The sequence below is a fragment of the Lysinimonas soli genome, from assembly GCF_042655435.1.
Taxonomy (GTDB): Bacteria; Actinomycetota; Actinomycetes; order Actinomycetales; family Microbacteriaceae; genus Lysinimonas; species Lysinimonas soli.
Genome location: NZ_JBHSMG010000001.1, coordinates 618,643 through 636,251 on the forward strand (window position 1 = coordinate 618,643; position 17,609 = coordinate 636,251).

The window sequence follows — 17,609 nt, forward strand, 5'->3', positions numbered from 1 at the left end:
CGGCGCGGGCTCGCGCATGCTGATCCTGCTGCCGCCCTCCGAGACGAAGCGGGCGGGCGGCGATGCCGCGCGTGCACTCGACCTCGCCGAGCTGAGCTTCGCGACCCTGACCCCGGCGCGGCGGCGCGCGCTCCAGACGCTGGCCCGGTTGTCGCGTCGTCGCGACGCCGCGGAGGCGCTGCGCCTCGGGCCGACACAGGCTCACGAGATCGAGCGCAACCGGGTCGTCGAGTCCGCGCCGACGATGCCGGCGCTCGACCGCTTCGAGGGGGTGCTGTACGAGGGCCTTGACGCGGCATCCCTCCCGGATGCCGCCCGCCGCTTCGCCCGCCGCCGGCTCGCGATCGCCTCGGCTCTGTTCGGCCTGCTCGGGCCGGACGATCCGATCCCCGCCTACCGCTTGTCTCCGGGCTCTCGGCTGCCCGGCACGACCCTCGCCGCGCTGTGGCGGAAGCCGGTATCGGCCGTTCTCGCCGAGCACGACGGGCTCGTACTCGACCTGCGGTCGGAGGCGTACACGGCGCTCGGCCCGGCACCGGCTGGGGACGCGACGCGCTACCTTCGGGTCGTCTCCGAGGGGGAGGACGGCCGCCGCCGGGCGCTCAACCACTTCAACAAGAAGGGCAAAGGCGAGTTCACCCGCGCCCTGCTGCTGGCCGGGATCGACCATCCGGACGCCGAGTCGCTGATCTCCTGGGCGGTGAGCATCGGCATCAGGCTCGAGCCGGGTGCGCCCGCGGCGGCGGGGCGGCCCGCGGAGCTCACCCTCGTCGTGTGAGTGCGGTCAGCCGGACGACGCGCGGAAGCACCCCGCCACGTGGTCGTCGACCATGCCCGACGACTGCATGAGCGCGTAGATCGTCGTCGGGCCGACGAAGCGATAGCCCAGCCGCTTGAGCGCCGTGCTCGCCGCCGTCGACTCGGCCGTCACCGCGAGCAGCTCGGACAGGGCGGCCGGGGCGTGGTCGCGTCGCGGCGGGGCGAAGCCCCAGAGCAGCTCGTCGAGCGCGCCCGGTCGGTCGCGCACCAGCTGTTGCGTCACCCGGGCGTTCGAGATCGTCGAGTCGACCTTGAGACGGTTGCGGATGATGCCCGGATCGGCCATGAGGCGCTCGACGTCGCCCGCGTCGAAGGCGGCGACGGCGTCGATGTCGAAGCCGGCGAAGGCGGTGCGGAAGGTGGGTCGACGACGCAGGATCGTGATCCACGACAGGCCCGCCTGAAAGCCCTCGAGACTGAGCTTCTCGAACAGGGGCTGGTCGCCGTGCAGCGGGGTGCCCCACTCCTCGTCGTGGTAGCGCTGGTACTCGGCATCGCTCCCGGCCCAGGCGCAGCGGGGTACACCGTCGTCGCCGACGATGACGGCGGGACGGCTCATGCGGCGGGGATGTCGAGTTCGAGCGTCACATCGACCGTCGCCGCGTCGGGTGCCTTGTGCGCGATGCCTTCGTGTCGGAGCAGCCACGACTTCGTGGGGATCCCCTCGCCGCCGCTGTAGCCCGTGATGCGCCCGTCGCTGCCCAGCACGCGGTGGCACGGCACGATGATCGGAATCGGATTCGACCCGACGGCGCCCCCGACGGCACGACCCGCCGTCTCACGGCCCGTGGCGCGGCCGAGCTCGCCGTAGGACACGACCTCGCCGAAGTCGAGCTCGACGAGCTGCTCCCACACGGACAGCTGGAACGCCGTGCCCGCGAGCGAGAGCGGGAGGTCGAAGTCCTTCCTGTGTCCCGCGAAGTACTGCTCGAGCTGCTCGACGGCTCGATCGAGCACGGGGTCGCTCTGTTCCGGCACCCCGTCCCAGGGGAGCCGGCCCTCGTGCTCGATGGACAGCGAGACGATCGCCTCGCCGTTGCCCACGACCTCGATGCGCCCGATGGGGCTCGCGAGACGACGCAGATGAGTGGGGGTGTCGATGGCGGTCATGGTTCGAGGGTAACCGCCGCCACCGACACATCCTGGCGGAAATCAGACACGGCGCAGAACCTCCGCGCGAAGCGACGGGGGAGGACGGGAGCCTACGCTGGAACCATGGAAACCCGTCAGCTCGGACCCTCGCCCCTGACCGTTTCGGTGGTCGGACTCGGCTGCAACAACTTCGGTCGGCCCATGACGGCGAGCGAGTCGAAGGAGGGCACGCGGGCGGTCGTCGACGCGGCGATCGAGGCGGGCGTGACGTTCTTCGACACCGCCGACATCTACGGGGCCGAGTACGGGCTCAGCGAGACCCGGCTCGGCGAGGTGCTCGGCCGCAACCGCGACCGGATCGTGCTGGCGACGAAGTTCGGGCACACCCAGGTGCCGAGCCCGATCCCCGGCCGTAAGGGGTCGCGGGCCTACATCCGGACCGCCGTCGAGGGGTCGCTGACCCGGCTCAAGACCGACCACATCGACCTGTACCAGCAGCACACGCCGGATCCGTCCGTTCCCATCGACGAGACGCTGGGTGCGCTCGACGAACTGGTGCGCGAGGGCAAGGTCGTCGCGATCGGCAACTCGAACTTCGACGCCGCGCAGCTGGCCGAGGCGGATGCCGCCGCCGAGCGCCTGGGCACTGCCCGGTTCGTCTCGGCGCAGAACGAGTACAACCTGCTCGCCCGCGGCGTCGAGGAGGACGTGCTGCCGGCGGTCCGGTCGGCCGGGCTCGGCTTCCTCCCGTTCTTCCCCCTGGCGGTCGGCCTCTTCACCGGCAAGTTCACCCGCACCGAGCGGCCCGCTGACACTCGGATCATGCGGTCGCGGCCGCAGGTGGTCGAGGACGCGCCCTGGGACGCGATGGAAGCCTATGCCGCGTTCTGCCGCGACCACGGCATCTCGATGCTCGAGGCGACGTTCGGCTGGTTGCTCTCCCGTGCCGGGCTGACGAGCGTGATCGCCGGAGCCACGACGGCTCAGCAGGTGACGCAGAACGCCTCGGCGGGCAACGGCTGGCGGCCGACGCCCGCCGAGGCGGAGGTCATCGAGGGATTCTTCCCTCGGAGCTGACTACTTCTGCAGCGTGAGCTCGAGGTCGAGCGAGATCGTCACATCGTCGCCGAGCGTGAATCCACCCGCCTCGAGAGCGGCGTTCCAGCTCACGCCGAAGTCCTGGCGGTTGATGGTCGTGGATGCCGTGGCGCCGGCCTTCGTGTTGCCGTAGTCGTCGGTGATGATGCCGCCGAACTCGCCTCGGAGAGTCACCGGCTGGGTGACGCCGCGCAGCGTCAGGTCACCGGTGAGGGTGAAGTCGTCGCCATCGGTGACGAGCCCGGTCGAGGTGAAGGTCATCGTCGGGTGCTGCTCGACGAGGAAGAAATCGCTCGAGCGAAGGTGCCCGTCGCGCTGCTCCTGCTTGGTGTTGACGGAGGCGACGTCGATCGTGGCCGTGACGCTGATCTCCGCCGGGTTCTCGGGGGTGACGACGGTGACGTCGAAGGTCTCGAAGGTGCCGCGCACCTTGCTGATCTTGAGGTGACGCACCGAGAAGGCGAGCTCGGAATGCGAGGGGTCGAGCTTCCAGGTGCCGACGAGGTAATCAGGACGGGTCGAGAGGTTTGTTGTCATGTCACCAATCAAGCACATCCGGACGCCCGCCATTCCCGATTTCGGTGAGATGTCACCAAAAATTCGGCGGATTGTCGGTGACGGTGCGCGACGACCGGTCGGGGTCCCGTGTTCGCGGTCAGTGGCCGACGAGCGGACCCATCACCCGCGCCGCGATCGAGGGCCTGCCCGTGACCCGCTCCTCGGCGTCGGCGGCCGACATCGCCAGCATCCCCGCGTTCGAGCCCAGGAAGCGCAGCGGCTCCGGCTCCCAGTCGGGGGAGCGGTGGTTCACCCAGGGCAGCCGGGTCAGCTCCGTGTCGGCACCCGTGAGGAGATCGGCGAGCGTCCGGCCGGCGAGATTGGTGGTGCTGAGGCCGTCGCCGACGTAGCCGCCGGCGGTGGCGATCCGGGTGGACGGGTCGTAGCTCGCGCTCGCGTGCCAGTCGCGCGGCACTCCGAGCGGGCCTCCCCAACGGTGGGTGATCTCGGCCTCGGCGACCGCGGGGAAGAGCTCGATCAGGGCGCGCCGCAGGTGCTCGAACACCCGGGGGTCCCGGTCGTAGCCCGGCCGGATCGCGCTGCCCCAGTGATAGCGCGCCCCCCGCCCGCCGAAGGCGAAGCGGTTGTCGGCCGTGCGTTGTCCGTAGATCAGCAGGTGCCGGAAGTCGGTGAAGGTCTGCCCGTGTGCGAGCCCGACCTCATTCCAGAACGAGTCGGGCAGCGGTTCGGTCGCGATCATGAGCGAGTAGAGGGGGAGCACGCGCCGGTGGGTGGCGCGGAAGGTGGCGCCGTATCCCTCGGTCGCGATCACGACGCGGTCGGCCGTGACCGTGCCGTGCGAGGTGGTCACCCGGCCGGGACCCCATTCGAGCACCTCGGTCTGCTCGGCGATCGTCGCGCCCGCGCGCTCGACGGCGGTCGCGAGGCCGCGCACGAGCTTGGCCGGATGCACGCGGGCGCAGGCGGGATCGAAGACGGCGCCGAGCGCGCCGGCGGCCCGCGCGCGATGCGCCCCCCAGAGCTCGATCCGGTCCACGCCGAAGCCACCCGCCTCGGCGAGTTCGGCGCGCGCGGCCGCGAGTTGCACGGCCGAACGGGCGTAGGCGACGGTCCCGCCCTTCACGTAGTCCGCGTCGACTCCGGCCTCGGATGCCGCTCGCCCGACCTCGTCGACCGTCTCGATCATCGCGCGCCGCATCGCGAGGGCGGCATCCCGCCCGTGTGCCCGCTCGAGCGAGGCGGTGGATCGCGGGAACAGCGCACTGCACCAGCCGCCGTTGCGCCCCGAGGCTCCGAAGCCGGCGATCTGCTTCTCGAGCACGACGACCCGGAGCCGCGGCTCGTGCCGCAGGAGGTACCAGGCGGTCCACAGCCCGGTCAGGCCGCCGCCGACGATGGCGACATCGGCATCCGCGTCGCCGGGGAGGGGTGCGCGCGGGGCGAGCGCGCCGTCCCCGAGCGAGTCGTGCCAGAACGACAGCGCGCGGTAGTCCGGCAGCCCCTCCGGCCGTCCACCCGTCGCCGCTTCAGGAGACACGCCGGTGCCTGTCTGCCGTGCCGGGTCCTGGCTCGGTGTGTCGGCTCCGGCATCCTGATCCGCGGACATCGGGCCGGGCTCCGGGACGGACATCGAGCCGGACACCGCCCGGCTCAGAGCCGGGACCAGGCCTCGGTCAGCACTCCGCGCAGGATGCTCTCGATCTCGTCGAACTCCTTCGGCCCGATCGTGAGCGGCGGGGCGAGCTGCACGACGGGGTCGCCGCGGTCATCGGCCCGGCAGTACAGCCCGGCGTCGAACAGCCCCTTCGACAGGAAGCCGCGCAGCAGGCGCTCCGACTCCGCGTCGTCGAAGGTCTCGCGGGTGGCCTTGTCTTTCACCAGCTCGATGCCGAAGAAGTAGCCGTCGCCGCGCACGTCGCCCACGATCGGCAGGTCGAGCAGCTTCTCGAGCGTCGCCCGGAAGATCGGCGAGTTCTCGCGCACCCGCTCGTTGAGCCTCTCCTCCTCGAAGATGTCGAGGTTCGCGAGCGCGACCGCCGCCGAGACCGGATGCCCGCCGAAGGTGTAGCCATGGTAGAAGCTCGTCGTGCCGTGCCGGAACGGCTCGTAGATGCGGTCGCTGATGATCGTGGCGCCGATCGGCGAGTAGCCGGACGTCATCCCCTTCGCGCAGGTGATCATGTCGGGCTGGAATCCGTAGGTGGTCGAGGCGAACCAGTTGCCGATGCGCCCGAAGCCCGTGATGACCTCGTCGGCGACGAGCAGCACGTCGTACTGGTCGCAGATCTCGCGTACCCGCTGGAAGTAGCCGGGCGGGGGAGGGAAGCACCCGCCGGAGTTCTGCACGGGCTCGAGGAAGACCGCGGCGACGGTCTCGGGGCCCTCGAACTGGATCATCTCCTCGATGCGGTTCGCGGCCCACAGCCCGAACTGCTCGAGGGAGCCGTCGAAGCCCATCTCCTTGGCGCGGTAGTAGTTGGTGTTCGGCACCCGGAATCCGCCGGGGGTGACGGGCTCGAACATCTCCTTCATGCCCGGGATGCCGGTGATCGCGAGCGCGCCCTGCGGCGTGCCGTGGTACGCGACCGCCCGCGAGATCACCTTGTGCTTGGTCGGGCGGCCCTGCAGCTTCCAGTAGTACTTGGCGAGCTTGAAGGCGGTCTCGACGGCTTCGCCGCCGCCGGTGGAGAAGAAGACCCGGTTGAGGTCGCCGGGCGCGTAGTGCGCGAGCCGGTCGGCCAGCTCGATGGCGTTCGGATGCGCGTACGACCAGATCGGGAAGAAGGCCAGCTCCTCGGCCTGCTTGGCCGCCACCTGCGCGAGCCGCTTGCGGCCGTGACCGGCGTTGACCACGAACAGGCCGGACAGCCCGTCGAAGTACTTGCGACCGGTCGAGTCCCAGATGTGGTGACCCTTGCCCTTGACGATGATCGGCGCGCCGTGCTCCTCGAGCACGGACTGACGTGAGAAGTGCATCCAGAGGTGGTCTTTGGCCTTCTGCTCCAGATCGGAGTGGTCGAAGGTGGTGACGGTCTGTTCTGTGGTTGTCATGATTCCCTACCTGGTTCCCCAGTTGTAGAACTGCTTGTGCAGTCGGAGGTAGACGAAGGTCTCGGTGGACTGCACGCCCTCGATCCCGCGGATGCGCTGGTTGAGCAGCTCGATCAGGTCGTCGTCGTTCTCGCAGACGACCTCGGCGAGGATGTCGAAGCTCCCCGCCGTGAGCACGACGTAGTCGACCGCGGGGATCTCGCCGAGCAGTCGCGCGACGCGCGTGGTGTCGCCCGTGACGCGGATGCCGATCATCGCCTGGCGGTAGAACCCCAGCTGCATGGGGTCGGTGACGGCGACGACCTGCATGACGCCCGACTCCTGCAGCTTCTGCACGCGCTGGCGCACCGCGGCCTCGCTGAGGCCGACCGCCTTGCCGATCTCGGCGTACGAGCGGCGACCATCGGTCTGCAGCTGCTCGATGATCGCCTTCGAGACGTCATCGAGAACGAGGGGCTTCGCACGGGCCGACATGTCTCGATTCTGTCAGTCGAGTGCGGGTCTTACAAGCGAATCCGTATCCCTGAGTGCCAGAAAGTGATGGAATCGGTCGAAATCGGCCTGGTTCGATCGGGCCTCGCCACCGTATCCTGGTGGCATGGCTGAACGAGTGCTGCGCAATTTCATCAACGGCGACTACGTGGAGGCGAAGGGCGACCACTCCTTCGAGGTCATCGACCCGGCGACCGAGAAGGGCTACGCGGTCTCGCCGGTCTCGGGCACCGCCGACATCGACGCCGCCTACACGGCGGCCGCCGACGCGTTCGAGCAGTGGGGCGAGACGACTCCGGCCGAACGCCAGCTGGCACTGTTCCGGATCGCCGATGCGATGGAGCAGCGCGCGGAGGAGTTCGCCGATCTGGAGTCTCAGGACACGGGCAAGCCCCGGGCGAGCCTCGTGACGGACGAGATCATGCTCTCGGTCGACCAGATCCGGTTCTTCGCCGGCGCGGCCCGCCTGCTCGAGGGCAAGAGCGCCGGCGAGTACATGGCGGATCACACGAGCATGATCCGGCGTGAGCCGATCGGCGTGGTCGGCCAGGTCACCCCCTGGAACTACCCGCTCAACATGGCCGTCTGGAAGTTCGCCCCGGCGATCGCGGCCGGCAACACCACGGTGCTGAAACCCTCGGACACCACGCCGTCGTCGACGCTGCTGCTCGCCGAGGTCGCCGCCGAGTTCCTGCCCAAGGGCGTGCTCAACGTCATCACGGGCGACCGCACGACCGGCGCCGGAATGGTCGATCACAAGACGCCGCAGATGGTGTCGATCACCGGCTCGGTGCGCGCGGGCATGGAGGTCGCGAAGGCGGCATCCGCCGATCTGAAGCGCGTGCATCTTGAGCTCGGCGGCAAGGCCCCCGTGATCGTGTTCGACGACGCGGACATCGAGAAGGCGGTGGAGGGCATCGCGATCGCCGGCTACTTCAACGCGGGACAGGACTGCACGGCCGCGACGCGCATCCTGGTGCAGCAGGGCGTCCACGACGCCTTCATGGCGGCGATGACCGCGTACGTGAAGGCCAACGTGACGACGGGCGACCCGCACGACGCGAACACCTTCTACGGACCGGTCAACAACGCCGGCCAGCTCGAGCGGGTGATGGGCGTCATCCAGGGTCTTCCGTCGAACGCCCGCATCGAGACCGGCGGCGTGCGCAAGGCGGGCGCGGGGTACTTCATCGAGCCCACGATCGTCTCCGGTCTGAAGCAGACGGATGACGCCATCCAGACCGAGATCTTCGGTCCGGTCGTGACCGTGCAGAGCTTCACCGACGAGTCGCAGGCGCTCGCCTGGGCGAACGGCGTGCAGTACGGCCTCTCCTCGAGCGTGTGGACGAAGGATCACGGCCGCGCGATGCGCTTCGCCAAGCACCTCGACTTCGGCTGCGTGTGGATCAACACCCACATCCCGCTCGTCGCCGAGATGCCGCACGGCGGGTTCAAGCACTCCGGCTACGGCAAGGACCTCTCGATGTACGGCTTCGAGGACTACACCCGCGTGAAGCACGTCATGAGCTACATCGGAGGCTGAGGTGCAGCGGGCCGGGGGCCGCGAGGGAGGACAATGTCCTTCATGACCCGAGATCTCGACGACACCGTCGCCCGCCCGCCGCGCGCGCACACCCGGGTCGTCGAGCTCGTGCCCGACCTGGAGGACACCGTCGAGGTGCGTCCGGGCGGTGCGGGGCGCGCCCGCCCCACGGCGCCTGCCGCGGCGATCGAGCGGCCGGTGCCGTTGGTCGAACCGCCCGGCGCGACGCCGGGCTCGGCGGCGGGCGCCGTCGCCGGCAACGTCTGGGCCGAGCCGGTCCCGCCGCCGCCGAGTCCGTTCCGGTTGCGCCTGGGCGACGGTACCGTGGTGCCGATCGATCACCCCGTCTACCTGGGTCGCCGGCCGAGCGTTCCCCGCATCCATCCCGGTGGCGCACCCGTGCTCATCACCCTGCAGTCCCCGGCACGCGAGGTCTCGTCGACCCACCTCGAGCTGACGGCGATCGGCGGCGTGGTCGTCGCGAGCGACATGCGCTCGACCAACGGATCGATCCTGCGCATCCCGGGAACCCGGGTGCGCACCCTCATCGCGGGCGAGTCGGCCGTCGTGACCCCGGGAACGAGGATCGAGCTCGGCGACGGCAACGTCGTGGAGCTGCTCGCGCCCGATCCGGACCCGGCCCCCCGCGTCGTCTCGGCGGTCGGCGCATGACCCGCTTCGGTGACGACGGCGTGGAAGTGCACGTGCCGGTCGCCGGACACGACCGGGATCTCGTGCTGAGCTGGGCGGCCCGCACCGAGGTCGGGCACCGTCGCGCGGCCAACGAGGACAGCGTGCTCGCGGGGCTCCCCATCTTCGCGGTGGCCGACGGGATGGGCGGCCACGCCGCCGGCGATCGCGCGAGCGCGGCGATCGCCCAGCGGCTCGCGCGCGAACCGGGTCCGTATGCCGAACTCGCCGCGCTCGAGCAGGCGTTCATCGACGCCGGGGCCGAGATCGACGCGCTCGCCGAGGGCATCCCGATCGGGGTCGGCACCACGATCACCGGCGCCGCCCTGGTGTTCGACGCTCCCGATCCCTCCTTCCTGGTGTTCAACATCGGCGACAGCCGGGTCTACCGCTACGAGCGCAACGAGCTCAGTCAGGTCACGATCGACCACTCGGTCGTGCAGGAACTCGTCGACGCCGGCCTGATCGCCGCGGAGGATGCCGAGAACCACCCCGAGAGCAACGTCATCACCCGCGCCCTCGGCTTTCACGACGAGCCGCTGCCCGACATCTGGCGGGTTCCCGTGCGCGCGGGGATGCGGCTGCTGGTCTGCTCGGACGGCCTGACCAAGGAGCTCGGCGACGACCGCATCCGCCTCCACCTGGCCGCGGGCATGCCGGCGGGCGAGACGGCGAGCGCCCTGATGGATGCCGCGCTCGCCGCGGGCGGGCGCGACAACGTCACCCTCATCGTGATCGACGTGATCGACGCACCCACCCCCCTCCCGGCCGCGCGGAGCATCGACTCCGAGACCCAACCCCTGGGTGCCGCGGCGTCCGACACGGGCGGCTCGCGGGGCGGCCCCCCTTCGGGGGGCATGCCGGGGTAGGGCCCCGCACCTCTGCCTAGAATGGAAGGTCCTACCGAGCTGAGGGGGTAGTGTGGCCCGGCGTTTGCCCTCGCAACCCCCTGTGCTGCCGGGGTTCTCGTACGTCCACGTGCTCGGCTCGGGCGGGTTCGCCGACGTGTTCCTCTACGAGCAGAACATGCCGCGCCGGCAGGTCGCGGTCAAGGTCATGCTCAGCGAGGTGGTCAACGAGCAGGTGCGCCAGATGTTCCAGGCCGAGGCGAATCTGATGGCCCAGCTGAGTGCGCATCCGGCGATCCTCACCGTCTATCAGGCGAGCGTGTCGGCCGACGGCCGGCCCTATCTCGTGATGGAGCTGTGCTCGGCGTCGCTCAGTGAACGCTATCGCCGCGAGCGGATCCCGGTGCCGGAGGTGCTGCGCATCGCGGTGAAGATCGGCAGCGCGATCGAGACGGCGCACCGGGCCGGTGTGCTGCACCGCGACATCAAGCCGTCGAACATCCTGCTCACCGCCTACGGGCATCCGGTGCTCTCGGACTTCGGCATCGCGTCGACCCTGGCGACCGCGCGCGAGGAGGACTCCGTCGGGCTGTCGATCCCGTGGTCGGCGCCCGAGGTGCTGCTCGACGAGGTCCCCGGCAGCATCGCCTCGGAGGTCTGGGCGTTCGCGGCGACCGTCTACTCGCTGCTGGCCGGCCGTTCGCCGTTCGAGGTGCCGGGCGGATCGAACTCCTCGAGCGATCTGATGTCGCGCATCGCGCGGGCCAAGCCGCAGCCGATCGGGCGCGCCGACGTCCCCGCGAGCCTCGAGGCGCTGCTGCGCCGGGCGATGTCGCGCCGCCCCGAGTTGCGCCCCGGAAGCGTGCTCGAGTTCATCCGCGAACTGCAGCTCATCGAGACCGAGCTCGGCGTCGCCCAGACCGCGATCGAGGTCGCGATGGACGACTGGGCGCTCGGCACGGTCGCCGACATGGAGGAGCGCACCCGCTTGCGCCCGCTCGCCGGCGGAGCGAAGGCCCCGGTCGGTCGCCGGCGTCGGCGGGTCACCGAGCAGGGCGTCGGCACTCCCTACGCGGGTGTCGGCACGCTGCGCGAGGCCAGCGCACCCGGTGCCCCGGCATCGCACAGCCGTGGCACACGCCCCCCGCGCGTGCCGCAGGCGCTCACCTGGGTCATCGTCGTCGCCTCCGTGCTGGTGGTCGCACTCGGTACGACGGCGCTCGTCGTGCTGCTGCGAGCGGGGAGCGCGTCCGGCGGGATTCCGACCGTCACCGACATCTCGGCCAGCCTCTCCGGCACCTCGGTGCATTTCAGCTGGACGGATCCCGGCCTCGCCGTCAACGACCGGTACCAGATCCAGGTGGTCGGCGGCACCTCGAGCATCCAGTCGAGCCCCAAGTTCGTCGTGGACGCCGCCCCCGGCGACACGGTGTGCATCACGGTCGCGGTCAACCGCGACGGCAAGACGGGCAGTCCCAGCTCCGAGAAGTGCGTCGACGTGACGAGTGGGTGACCGGACGTGATCGGACAGTGGATGGCGGCGCACCGCTCGCTCGTCGCCACGGCGACCAGCGGCACCGTGATCGCGGCCGTCGTGGCGACCCTGGCCGTCGTCTCGACCGGATTCACGGCCCAGAAGGTCGATCTCGGCGACGGCAGCGTCTGGGTGGGCAACAACTCCTCGCAGGTGATCGGGCGCGCGAATCCGCAGGTGCTCGAGCTGAACACCGTCGTGCGCAGCACGGGTGCCGAGCTGTCGGTCGTGCAGTCCACTGCGGAGGTTCTGCTCGTCGACCACACGGATGCGACGGTCTCGATCGTGAACCCGGCCACCTCGACGACGGGCGAGAGCATCGCCCTGCCGCCCCAGCAGCCGGAGGTGTTCCTCGCCGGTGACCGCGCGGTGATCTACGCGGCGGGAACGGGCGAGCTGTGGCTCGTCCCCCTCGCCCAGCTGCAGAGCTTCGATGCCACGACCCCGTCGACCCTGAGCCTGGGGGAGGGCACCGTCGTGCGGGTGTCTCCCGAGGGGACGCTCGTCGCCTACTCGCCGGGGCTCGGCGAGGTCTACCGCCTCGATGCCAGCAGCTCCGACCAGGTCGAGCAGCGCTGGAAGGTCGACCTGGGCGCCGCATCCGATCAGGTGCAGATCACGGCGGTCGGCTCGCAATGGGCGGTGCTGGACGTCACCACGCGCAAGCTGGCCACCGACGGCCACATCTCCGACCTCTCCGGCGTGATCGCATCCGGAGCGAGCCCCGTGCTCCAGCAGGCCGGCCCCGCCTCCTCGCGCGTGCTGCTCTCGACCAGGTCGGGGCTGTACGGCATCCCGTTCGACGGCGGTCAAGCCGAGCGGCTGGTGGACGGGCGCTCGGGCTCGGCGGCCGCGCCCGTGGTGTTGGGCAGTTGCCAGTACGCGGCCTGGACGTCGGGGACGGCCTGGCGGCACTGCGCGGGGGAGGCGTCGACCGGCACCGTGCTGAGGCTCGACTCGATGCCGGGCGGCGCGCAACTGACCTTCGCGGCGAACGGGCGACAGCTCGTGCTCAACGACGCGCGCAGCGGCGCCACCTGGGCCGTGCAGCAGCGCGGTGAGTTGATCGACAACTGGGACCAGCTGATCCCGAAGGACGACTCGCAGCAGGCCCAGCAGAACAACCAGGACGTGCCGCCCACCGTCGATCCCCAGCAGAAGCCGCCCGTGGCCGTCGACGACCAGCTGGGAGCGCGTCCGGGCAAGGCGACGATGCTGCCCGTGCTGCTGAACGACTACGACCCGAACGGTGACGTGCTCGTGATCACGCAAGTCGACACGATCGACGAGACGATCGGGCACATCGACATCGTGGCCCGCAACCAGGAGCTCCAGATCACGCTGGGGCCGACGGCGTCCGGGGTGATCAGCTTCGGCTACACGATCAGCGACGGGCGCGGTGGCACCGCGAGCGCGACCGTACACCTCACGGTGCGCACCCCCGACGAGAACTCCGCGCCGCAGCAGGTCAGGGTGACGAAGACGACCGTCGCCGGGGGCGGCCGGGTCTCGACGCAGGTCATCGGCGACTGGATCGACCCCGACGGCGACCCGTTCTTCCTGAGCTCGGCGACGACGTCCGGGACCGACCACCTGAGCTACCAGCCGGACGGGGTCGTGGTCTTCTCGGACTCCGGTGACGGGGGGCTGCAGAAGTCGGTCACCCTCACCATGAGCGACGGCCGCGCCGAGGGCAACGGCAGCCTCGCCGTCACCGTGAAGCCGCAGGGCCAGGTGCCGATCGTGATCGAACCGTGGGTCGCCCTTGCCACCGCGGGCGAGACGATCACGATCAGCCCGATGTCGCACGTGCGCGGCGGCAACGGCCCGCTGCGCCTGAATGCCGTTCCTGCGAAGGCCGGCACCACGATCGTGCCCAGCTTCGACGCGGGAACCTTCACCTTCACGAGCGAGGTGGTGGGAACCCACTACGTCGACATCACGATCACCGACGGCCAGCAGACGCAGACCGGGCTGGTGCGCGTGGACGTCTCGGCGCCGCCCAGCGCCGGCACCCGGCCCATCACGGTGCCGCAGACCATCTTCGTGTCGACGCTCGGCAGCAACACGATCGATCCGACCCAGACCGACATCGACCCGGCGGGCGGGGTGCTCGTCGTCACGGGACTGCTCGATGTGCCGCCGAACTCGGGCGTCGAGGCCGAGATCCTCGATCAGCACCAGGTGCGGGTCACGCTGAGCAAACCGTTGCAGGGTGCCAACGTGGTGTTCAACTACCGCATCAGCAACGGCCTGGCCGACGCGGTCGGCACGATCACGGTCGTCGAGATCCCTCGGCCGGCCCAGTTGCAGCCCCCGGTCGCGACCGACGACTCGGTGACGGTCCGGGTCGGCGACGCGATCGACATCCCCGTGCTCGCGAACGATCAGCAGCCGGACGGGCAGCCGATCCAGCTGCTGCCCCGCCTCGCCCAGCCCCTTCCGAGCGGTGCGGGACTGCTGTTCGTCTCGGGCGACCGGCTGAGCTACCTGGCACCGTCGACCGCCGGCAACTACTCGGCGGTCTACTCGATCGCGGGGCCGGACGGGCAGACCGCCCAGGCCCGCGTGAGCATCTCGGTGCGCGAGGTCGACCCGGCCACCAACAATCCGCCGGTTCCCCAGCAGGTCACGGCGCGCGTGCTCGCGGGCGAGACGGTCAGCATCCCGATCCCCTTGGCCGGCATCGACCCGGATGGCGACTCCGTGCAGCTGATCGGCGTCGGCAGCAACCCCGAGAAGGGCTCGGTGCTCTCGGTCGCGAACGGATCGATCGTGTACCAGGCCGGCGACTACTCCTCGGGCACCGACAGCTTCAGCTACACGGTCGTCGACGGACTCGGCGCGCGAGCGACCGGGACGGTCCGGGTGGGGATCAGTGCACGCCTCGGGGGCGCCCGCAACCCCGTGGCGAACGCCGACTCGGTCGAGGTGCGGCCGGGCCGCACCGTCTCGGTGCAGGTGCTTGCCAACGACTCCGACCCGGATGGTTCGCCGCTCACGGTGACCGCGGTCGCCCCGAACACCCCCGGCACCAAGGCCACGATCGTCGACAAGACCATCGTCGACATCACCCCGCCGAAGAGTCCGGGCACCTACTCGGTGATCTACACGATCCAGAACGAGTACGGCGGCACGAGCTCGAACTTCGTCACCGTGAAGGTCGACCCCAACGCGCCGCTCGCGTACCCGGTGGTGAACGACACCACGTTGTCGGTGACCGACGTCATCGGGCGGGATTCGGTGGATGTCGCGGTGCTCGACAACGTCTTCTTCGCCGACGGCAGTGTGAACTCCCTGGGCGTCGCCCTCCTGCAGGGCTACAGCGGCTCGGCACAGGTGCTCGCCGACAAGAAGATCCGCGTGCAGATCGGCAACAAGAGCCAGATCATCCCGTTCTCGGTGTCGCATCCCGACGACGACTCGGTCAAGTCGTACGGGTTCATCCGAGTGCCCGGCTACGACGACGCCCTTCCGCAGGTGAACCTCAAGGCGCCGCAGCTCAGGGTCAAGAGCGAGCAGCCGCTCACGATCGATCTGAACCAGTACGTCGTGGCTCTCGGCGGCTCGCGCGTGCACCTCACCGACACGGCCTCGGTCAAGGCAACCCACGCCAACGGCGATCCGCTCGTGGTCGACGACCACACGCTCAAGTACACCTCGGCGGATCGCTACTTCGGGCCCGCGTCGATCACCTTCGAGGTCACCGACGCCGGTTCGGCCGGCGATCCCAGCGCCCACACCGCGATCCTGACGCTGGCCATCGACGTGCAGCCGCGCGACAACCAGCCGCCCTCGTTCATCGGCGGCGTCGTCGACTTCGAACCGGGGCAGCAGAAGGAGCTCGATCTCGTCCGGCTCACGAACTACCCGTATCCGGACGTCAACGAGCTGAGCTACACCGTGCTCGCCCCCGATCCGCCCGGCTTCAGCTACACGCTCAACGGACAGCGCCTCGAGCTGACGGCCTCCGACGGCGCGCAGAAGGGCAGCACGACCTCGATCTCGATCGGCGTGCGCGATGCCGTCAACAACGGACTCGCGGGCACCATCCAGTTGCAGGTCGTGCCCTCGACCCGGCCCCTGGCCAAGCCGGTGCCCGACACCGCGGTCGCGCGCCGCGGGCAGACCACCACGGTCGACGTGCTGAGCAACGACCAGGCCAACAACCCGTTCCCCGGAACGCCGCTGCGCGTCATCGACATCCGGGGCATCGATGGCGCCTCGCTGCCCGACGGCGTGACCGTCGCACCGAGTGCCGACAAGTCGCAGGTCTCGGTGACGGTCAACGGCACGGCCGCGCCGGCCGATGTGAACATCCAGTACGAGGTCGCCGACGCGACAGGTGATCCGGATCGTTACGTCTGGGGCAACGCGACGGTCTCGATCCAGGACGTGCCCGACCCCGTGACGAACTTCCGCGTCACCGAGTTCGGCGATCGCTATCTCAAGCTCTCGTGGGTGCCCGGCCAGTTCAACAACTCGCCGATCACCGAGTACGACGTGACGATGACCACGGCCTCGAGCGGCGCCGTGCTCTCGACCACGGCGTGCACGACGACCGTCGGATGTCAGATCACCACCCCCGGCAACGGCCCGTCGAACGCGGTGCGGTTCTCGGTCGTCGCCGTCAACGCGATCGGACCGTCCAGCGCGCAGACCGCCGGGCCGATCTGGTCGGATGTCATCCCACCGCCGCCCGCGGGCCTCACCTCCCGGCCGCTCGACCACGGCCTTCGCGTCGGGTGGAAGAAGCCGGCCGACACCGGGGGCGGAAGCCCCATCGAGCAGTACGTGGTCGTCGTCGGCGGCATCACGCAGTTCGTCTCCGTGAGCAGTTCCGATCCGGTCGGCACCCAGTACTGGATCAACACCACCTCGGGGTCGATCGCCAACGGGGCCGCGGTCGGATTCTCGGTGAGCGCGCGCAACAGCGCACCGAACTCCCTCGCGACCTGGAACGAGTCCGACGGGACCGGAGTCCCGGCCGGGGTCCCCATCGTGGCGGGCAGCCCGAGCGCGACCGGATCGACGACCGACGGGACGACCGCGAGCGTGTCGTGGCCGGGGGCCTTCAGCGACAACGGCGCCGGCATCACGGACTACTACGTGGCGCTCTACACCGGATCGGCTCCGAGCTGCACGGTGACCGGCGTCGAGAGCGGCTCGCCGGTGCTGTCGGCACCGAGCGGTCCCGGGGTCCAGCACCTCGGCGGCGGGGCGAGCAGCACGAGCTACTCGGGGCTGTCGGCGAACCAGACCTACTCGATCACCGTGTACGCCTACAACGGCCAGGGCTGCACGGCGTCGCCCTCGGTGCAGGTCACTCCCAGGGCCGCGCCGGGCACGGTCACCGGGATCACCGCATCCGGGCCGGCATCGAGCGGGACCGGCACCTGGGACTACAGCATCGCCGGCCTGGCGATCGGCTCCGGCTCGACGGCCTACTCGGGCTACCAGTACCGATACGTCTCCGGCGCCGAGGGGTCGGAGCACGGCTACGTGACGACCGGAAGCGCCCTGCTGACCACCGACGGCTCCCAGTACGGCAACGCGGTGAGCGTCGAGGTCAAGGCCTGCAACGCCTACCCCGGTGGTGTCGTGCTGTGCAGCGCCGACTGGTCGGCGCCCTTCTCCTTGGGCACGCCCGTCGACAACAGTGTTCCCGGCGGGTTGACGGCCACCTCGACCGGCCCCCTCGGGGGCGACTGGACCTGGGGGTCGTCGCCGAGCGGGTCGTACGACTCCCTGCAGTACTCCTGCGACGGCGGCGCCACCTGGACCGATCTGGCCTTCGGCGCAGGCGGAAGCTGCCACACGCTCGGGGTGCCGCAGCCCGCCGATCTGCAGATCCGCATCCAGGCTGACGGGGTGAGCGGCGGCTTTGTGCGAAGTTACTCATGGACGGACTTCAACTGATGAC

General features: G+C 70.1%; 13 protein-coding genes. 7 read left to right on the forward strand and 6 right to left on the reverse strand.

What is annotated here, in order from left to right; translation table 11 throughout:
• Positions 1-16: 16 nt before the first annotated feature.
• Positions 17-778 carry a YaaA family protein gene (locus ACFPJ4_RS02965; RefSeq protein WP_386738796.1) on the forward strand — a complete coding sequence of 254 codons (762 nt, stop codon included), beginning with the start codon at positions 17-19 and terminating at the stop codon, positions 776-778.
• Between the two features lie 6 nt (positions 779-784).
• Here ACFPJ4_RS02965 and ACFPJ4_RS02970 read toward each other — a convergent pair whose 3' ends face one another.
• Positions 785-1,378 carry a DNA-3-methyladenine glycosylase I gene (locus ACFPJ4_RS02970; RefSeq protein ID WP_386738797.1) on the reverse strand — a complete coding sequence of 198 codons (594 nt, stop codon included), beginning with the start codon at positions 1,376-1,378 and terminating at the stop codon, positions 785-787.
• Positions 1,375-1,929 carry a methylated-DNA--[protein]-cysteine S-methyltransferase gene (locus ACFPJ4_RS02975; RefSeq protein ID WP_386738798.1) on the reverse strand — a complete coding sequence of 185 codons (555 nt, stop codon included), beginning with the start codon at positions 1,927-1,929 and terminating at the stop codon, positions 1,375-1,377. The genes ACFPJ4_RS02970 and ACFPJ4_RS02975 overlap by 4 nt, the downstream gene beginning before the upstream one ends.
• Before the next feature lie 105 nt (positions 1,930-2,034).
• Here ACFPJ4_RS02975 and ACFPJ4_RS02980 point away from each other — a divergent pair, with 105 nt between their 5' ends.
• On the forward strand, positions 2,035-2,988 hold the full coding sequence (locus ACFPJ4_RS02980) for an aldo/keto reductase (RefSeq protein WP_386738799.1): 954 nt from the start codon (positions 2,035-2,037) through the stop codon (positions 2,986-2,988).
• Here the strand turns inward: ACFPJ4_RS02980 and ACFPJ4_RS02985 are convergent, their stop codons facing one another.
• From ACFPJ4_RS02985 to ACFPJ4_RS03000, 4 genes are all read right to left on the reverse strand, one after another.
• Positions 2,989-3,546, reverse strand: a complete 558-nt coding sequence (locus ACFPJ4_RS02985) for a YceI family protein (protein WP_386738800.1) — start codon at positions 3,544-3,546, stop codon at positions 2,989-2,991.
• A 118-nt stretch (positions 3,547-3,664) separates the two neighbouring features.
• Entirely contained in the window at positions 3,665-5,134 is a 1,470-nt protein-coding gene (locus ACFPJ4_RS02990; RefSeq protein WP_386738801.1) for an NAD(P)/FAD-dependent oxidoreductase, read from the reverse strand.
• A gap of 44 nt (positions 5,135-5,178) precedes the next feature.
• A complete protein-coding gene (locus ACFPJ4_RS02995) occupies positions 5,179-6,579 on the reverse strand; it encodes an aspartate aminotransferase family protein (RefSeq protein ID WP_386738802.1) in 1,401 nt (466 codons plus the stop codon).
• A gap of 6 nt (positions 6,580-6,585) precedes the next feature.
• Entirely contained in the window at positions 6,586-7,053 is a 468-nt protein-coding gene (locus ACFPJ4_RS03000; protein WP_386738803.1) for an Lrp/AsnC family transcriptional regulator, read from the reverse strand.
• Positions 7,054-7,177: 124 nt separating this feature from the next.
• Here ACFPJ4_RS03000 and ACFPJ4_RS03005 point away from each other — a divergent pair, with 124 nt between their 5' ends.
• The 5 genes from ACFPJ4_RS03005 to ACFPJ4_RS03025 all read left to right on the forward strand — a co-directional run bounded on the left by ACFPJ4_RS03005 (position 7,178) and on the right by ACFPJ4_RS03025 (position 17,605).
• Positions 7,178-8,614, forward strand: coding sequence for a gamma-aminobutyraldehyde dehydrogenase (locus ACFPJ4_RS03005; RefSeq protein WP_386738804.1), 1,437 nt, complete (start codon positions 7,178-7,180; stop codon positions 8,612-8,614).
• A 42-nt stretch (positions 8,615-8,656) separates the two neighbouring features.
• Positions 8,657-9,286, forward strand: coding sequence for an FHA domain-containing protein (locus tag ACFPJ4_RS03010; RefSeq protein WP_386738805.1), 630 nt, complete (start codon positions 8,657-8,659; stop codon positions 9,284-9,286).
• Complete coding sequence (locus tag ACFPJ4_RS03015; RefSeq protein ID WP_386738806.1) at positions 9,283-10,173, forward strand: PP2C family protein-serine/threonine phosphatase; 891 nt, start codon at positions 9,283-9,285, stop codon at positions 10,171-10,173. The genes ACFPJ4_RS03010 and ACFPJ4_RS03015 overlap by 4 nt, the downstream gene beginning before the upstream one ends.
• 64 nt (positions 10,174-10,237) lie before the next feature.
• A complete protein-coding gene (locus ACFPJ4_RS03020) occupies positions 10,238-11,665 on the forward strand; it encodes a serine/threonine-protein kinase (RefSeq protein WP_386738807.1) in 1,428 nt (475 codons plus the stop codon).
• Between the two features lie 6 nt (positions 11,666-11,671).
• Entirely contained in the window at positions 11,672-17,605 is a 5,934-nt protein-coding gene (locus tag ACFPJ4_RS03025; protein WP_386738808.1) for an Ig-like domain-containing protein, read from the forward strand.
• Positions 17,606-17,609 lie beyond the last annotated feature (4 nt).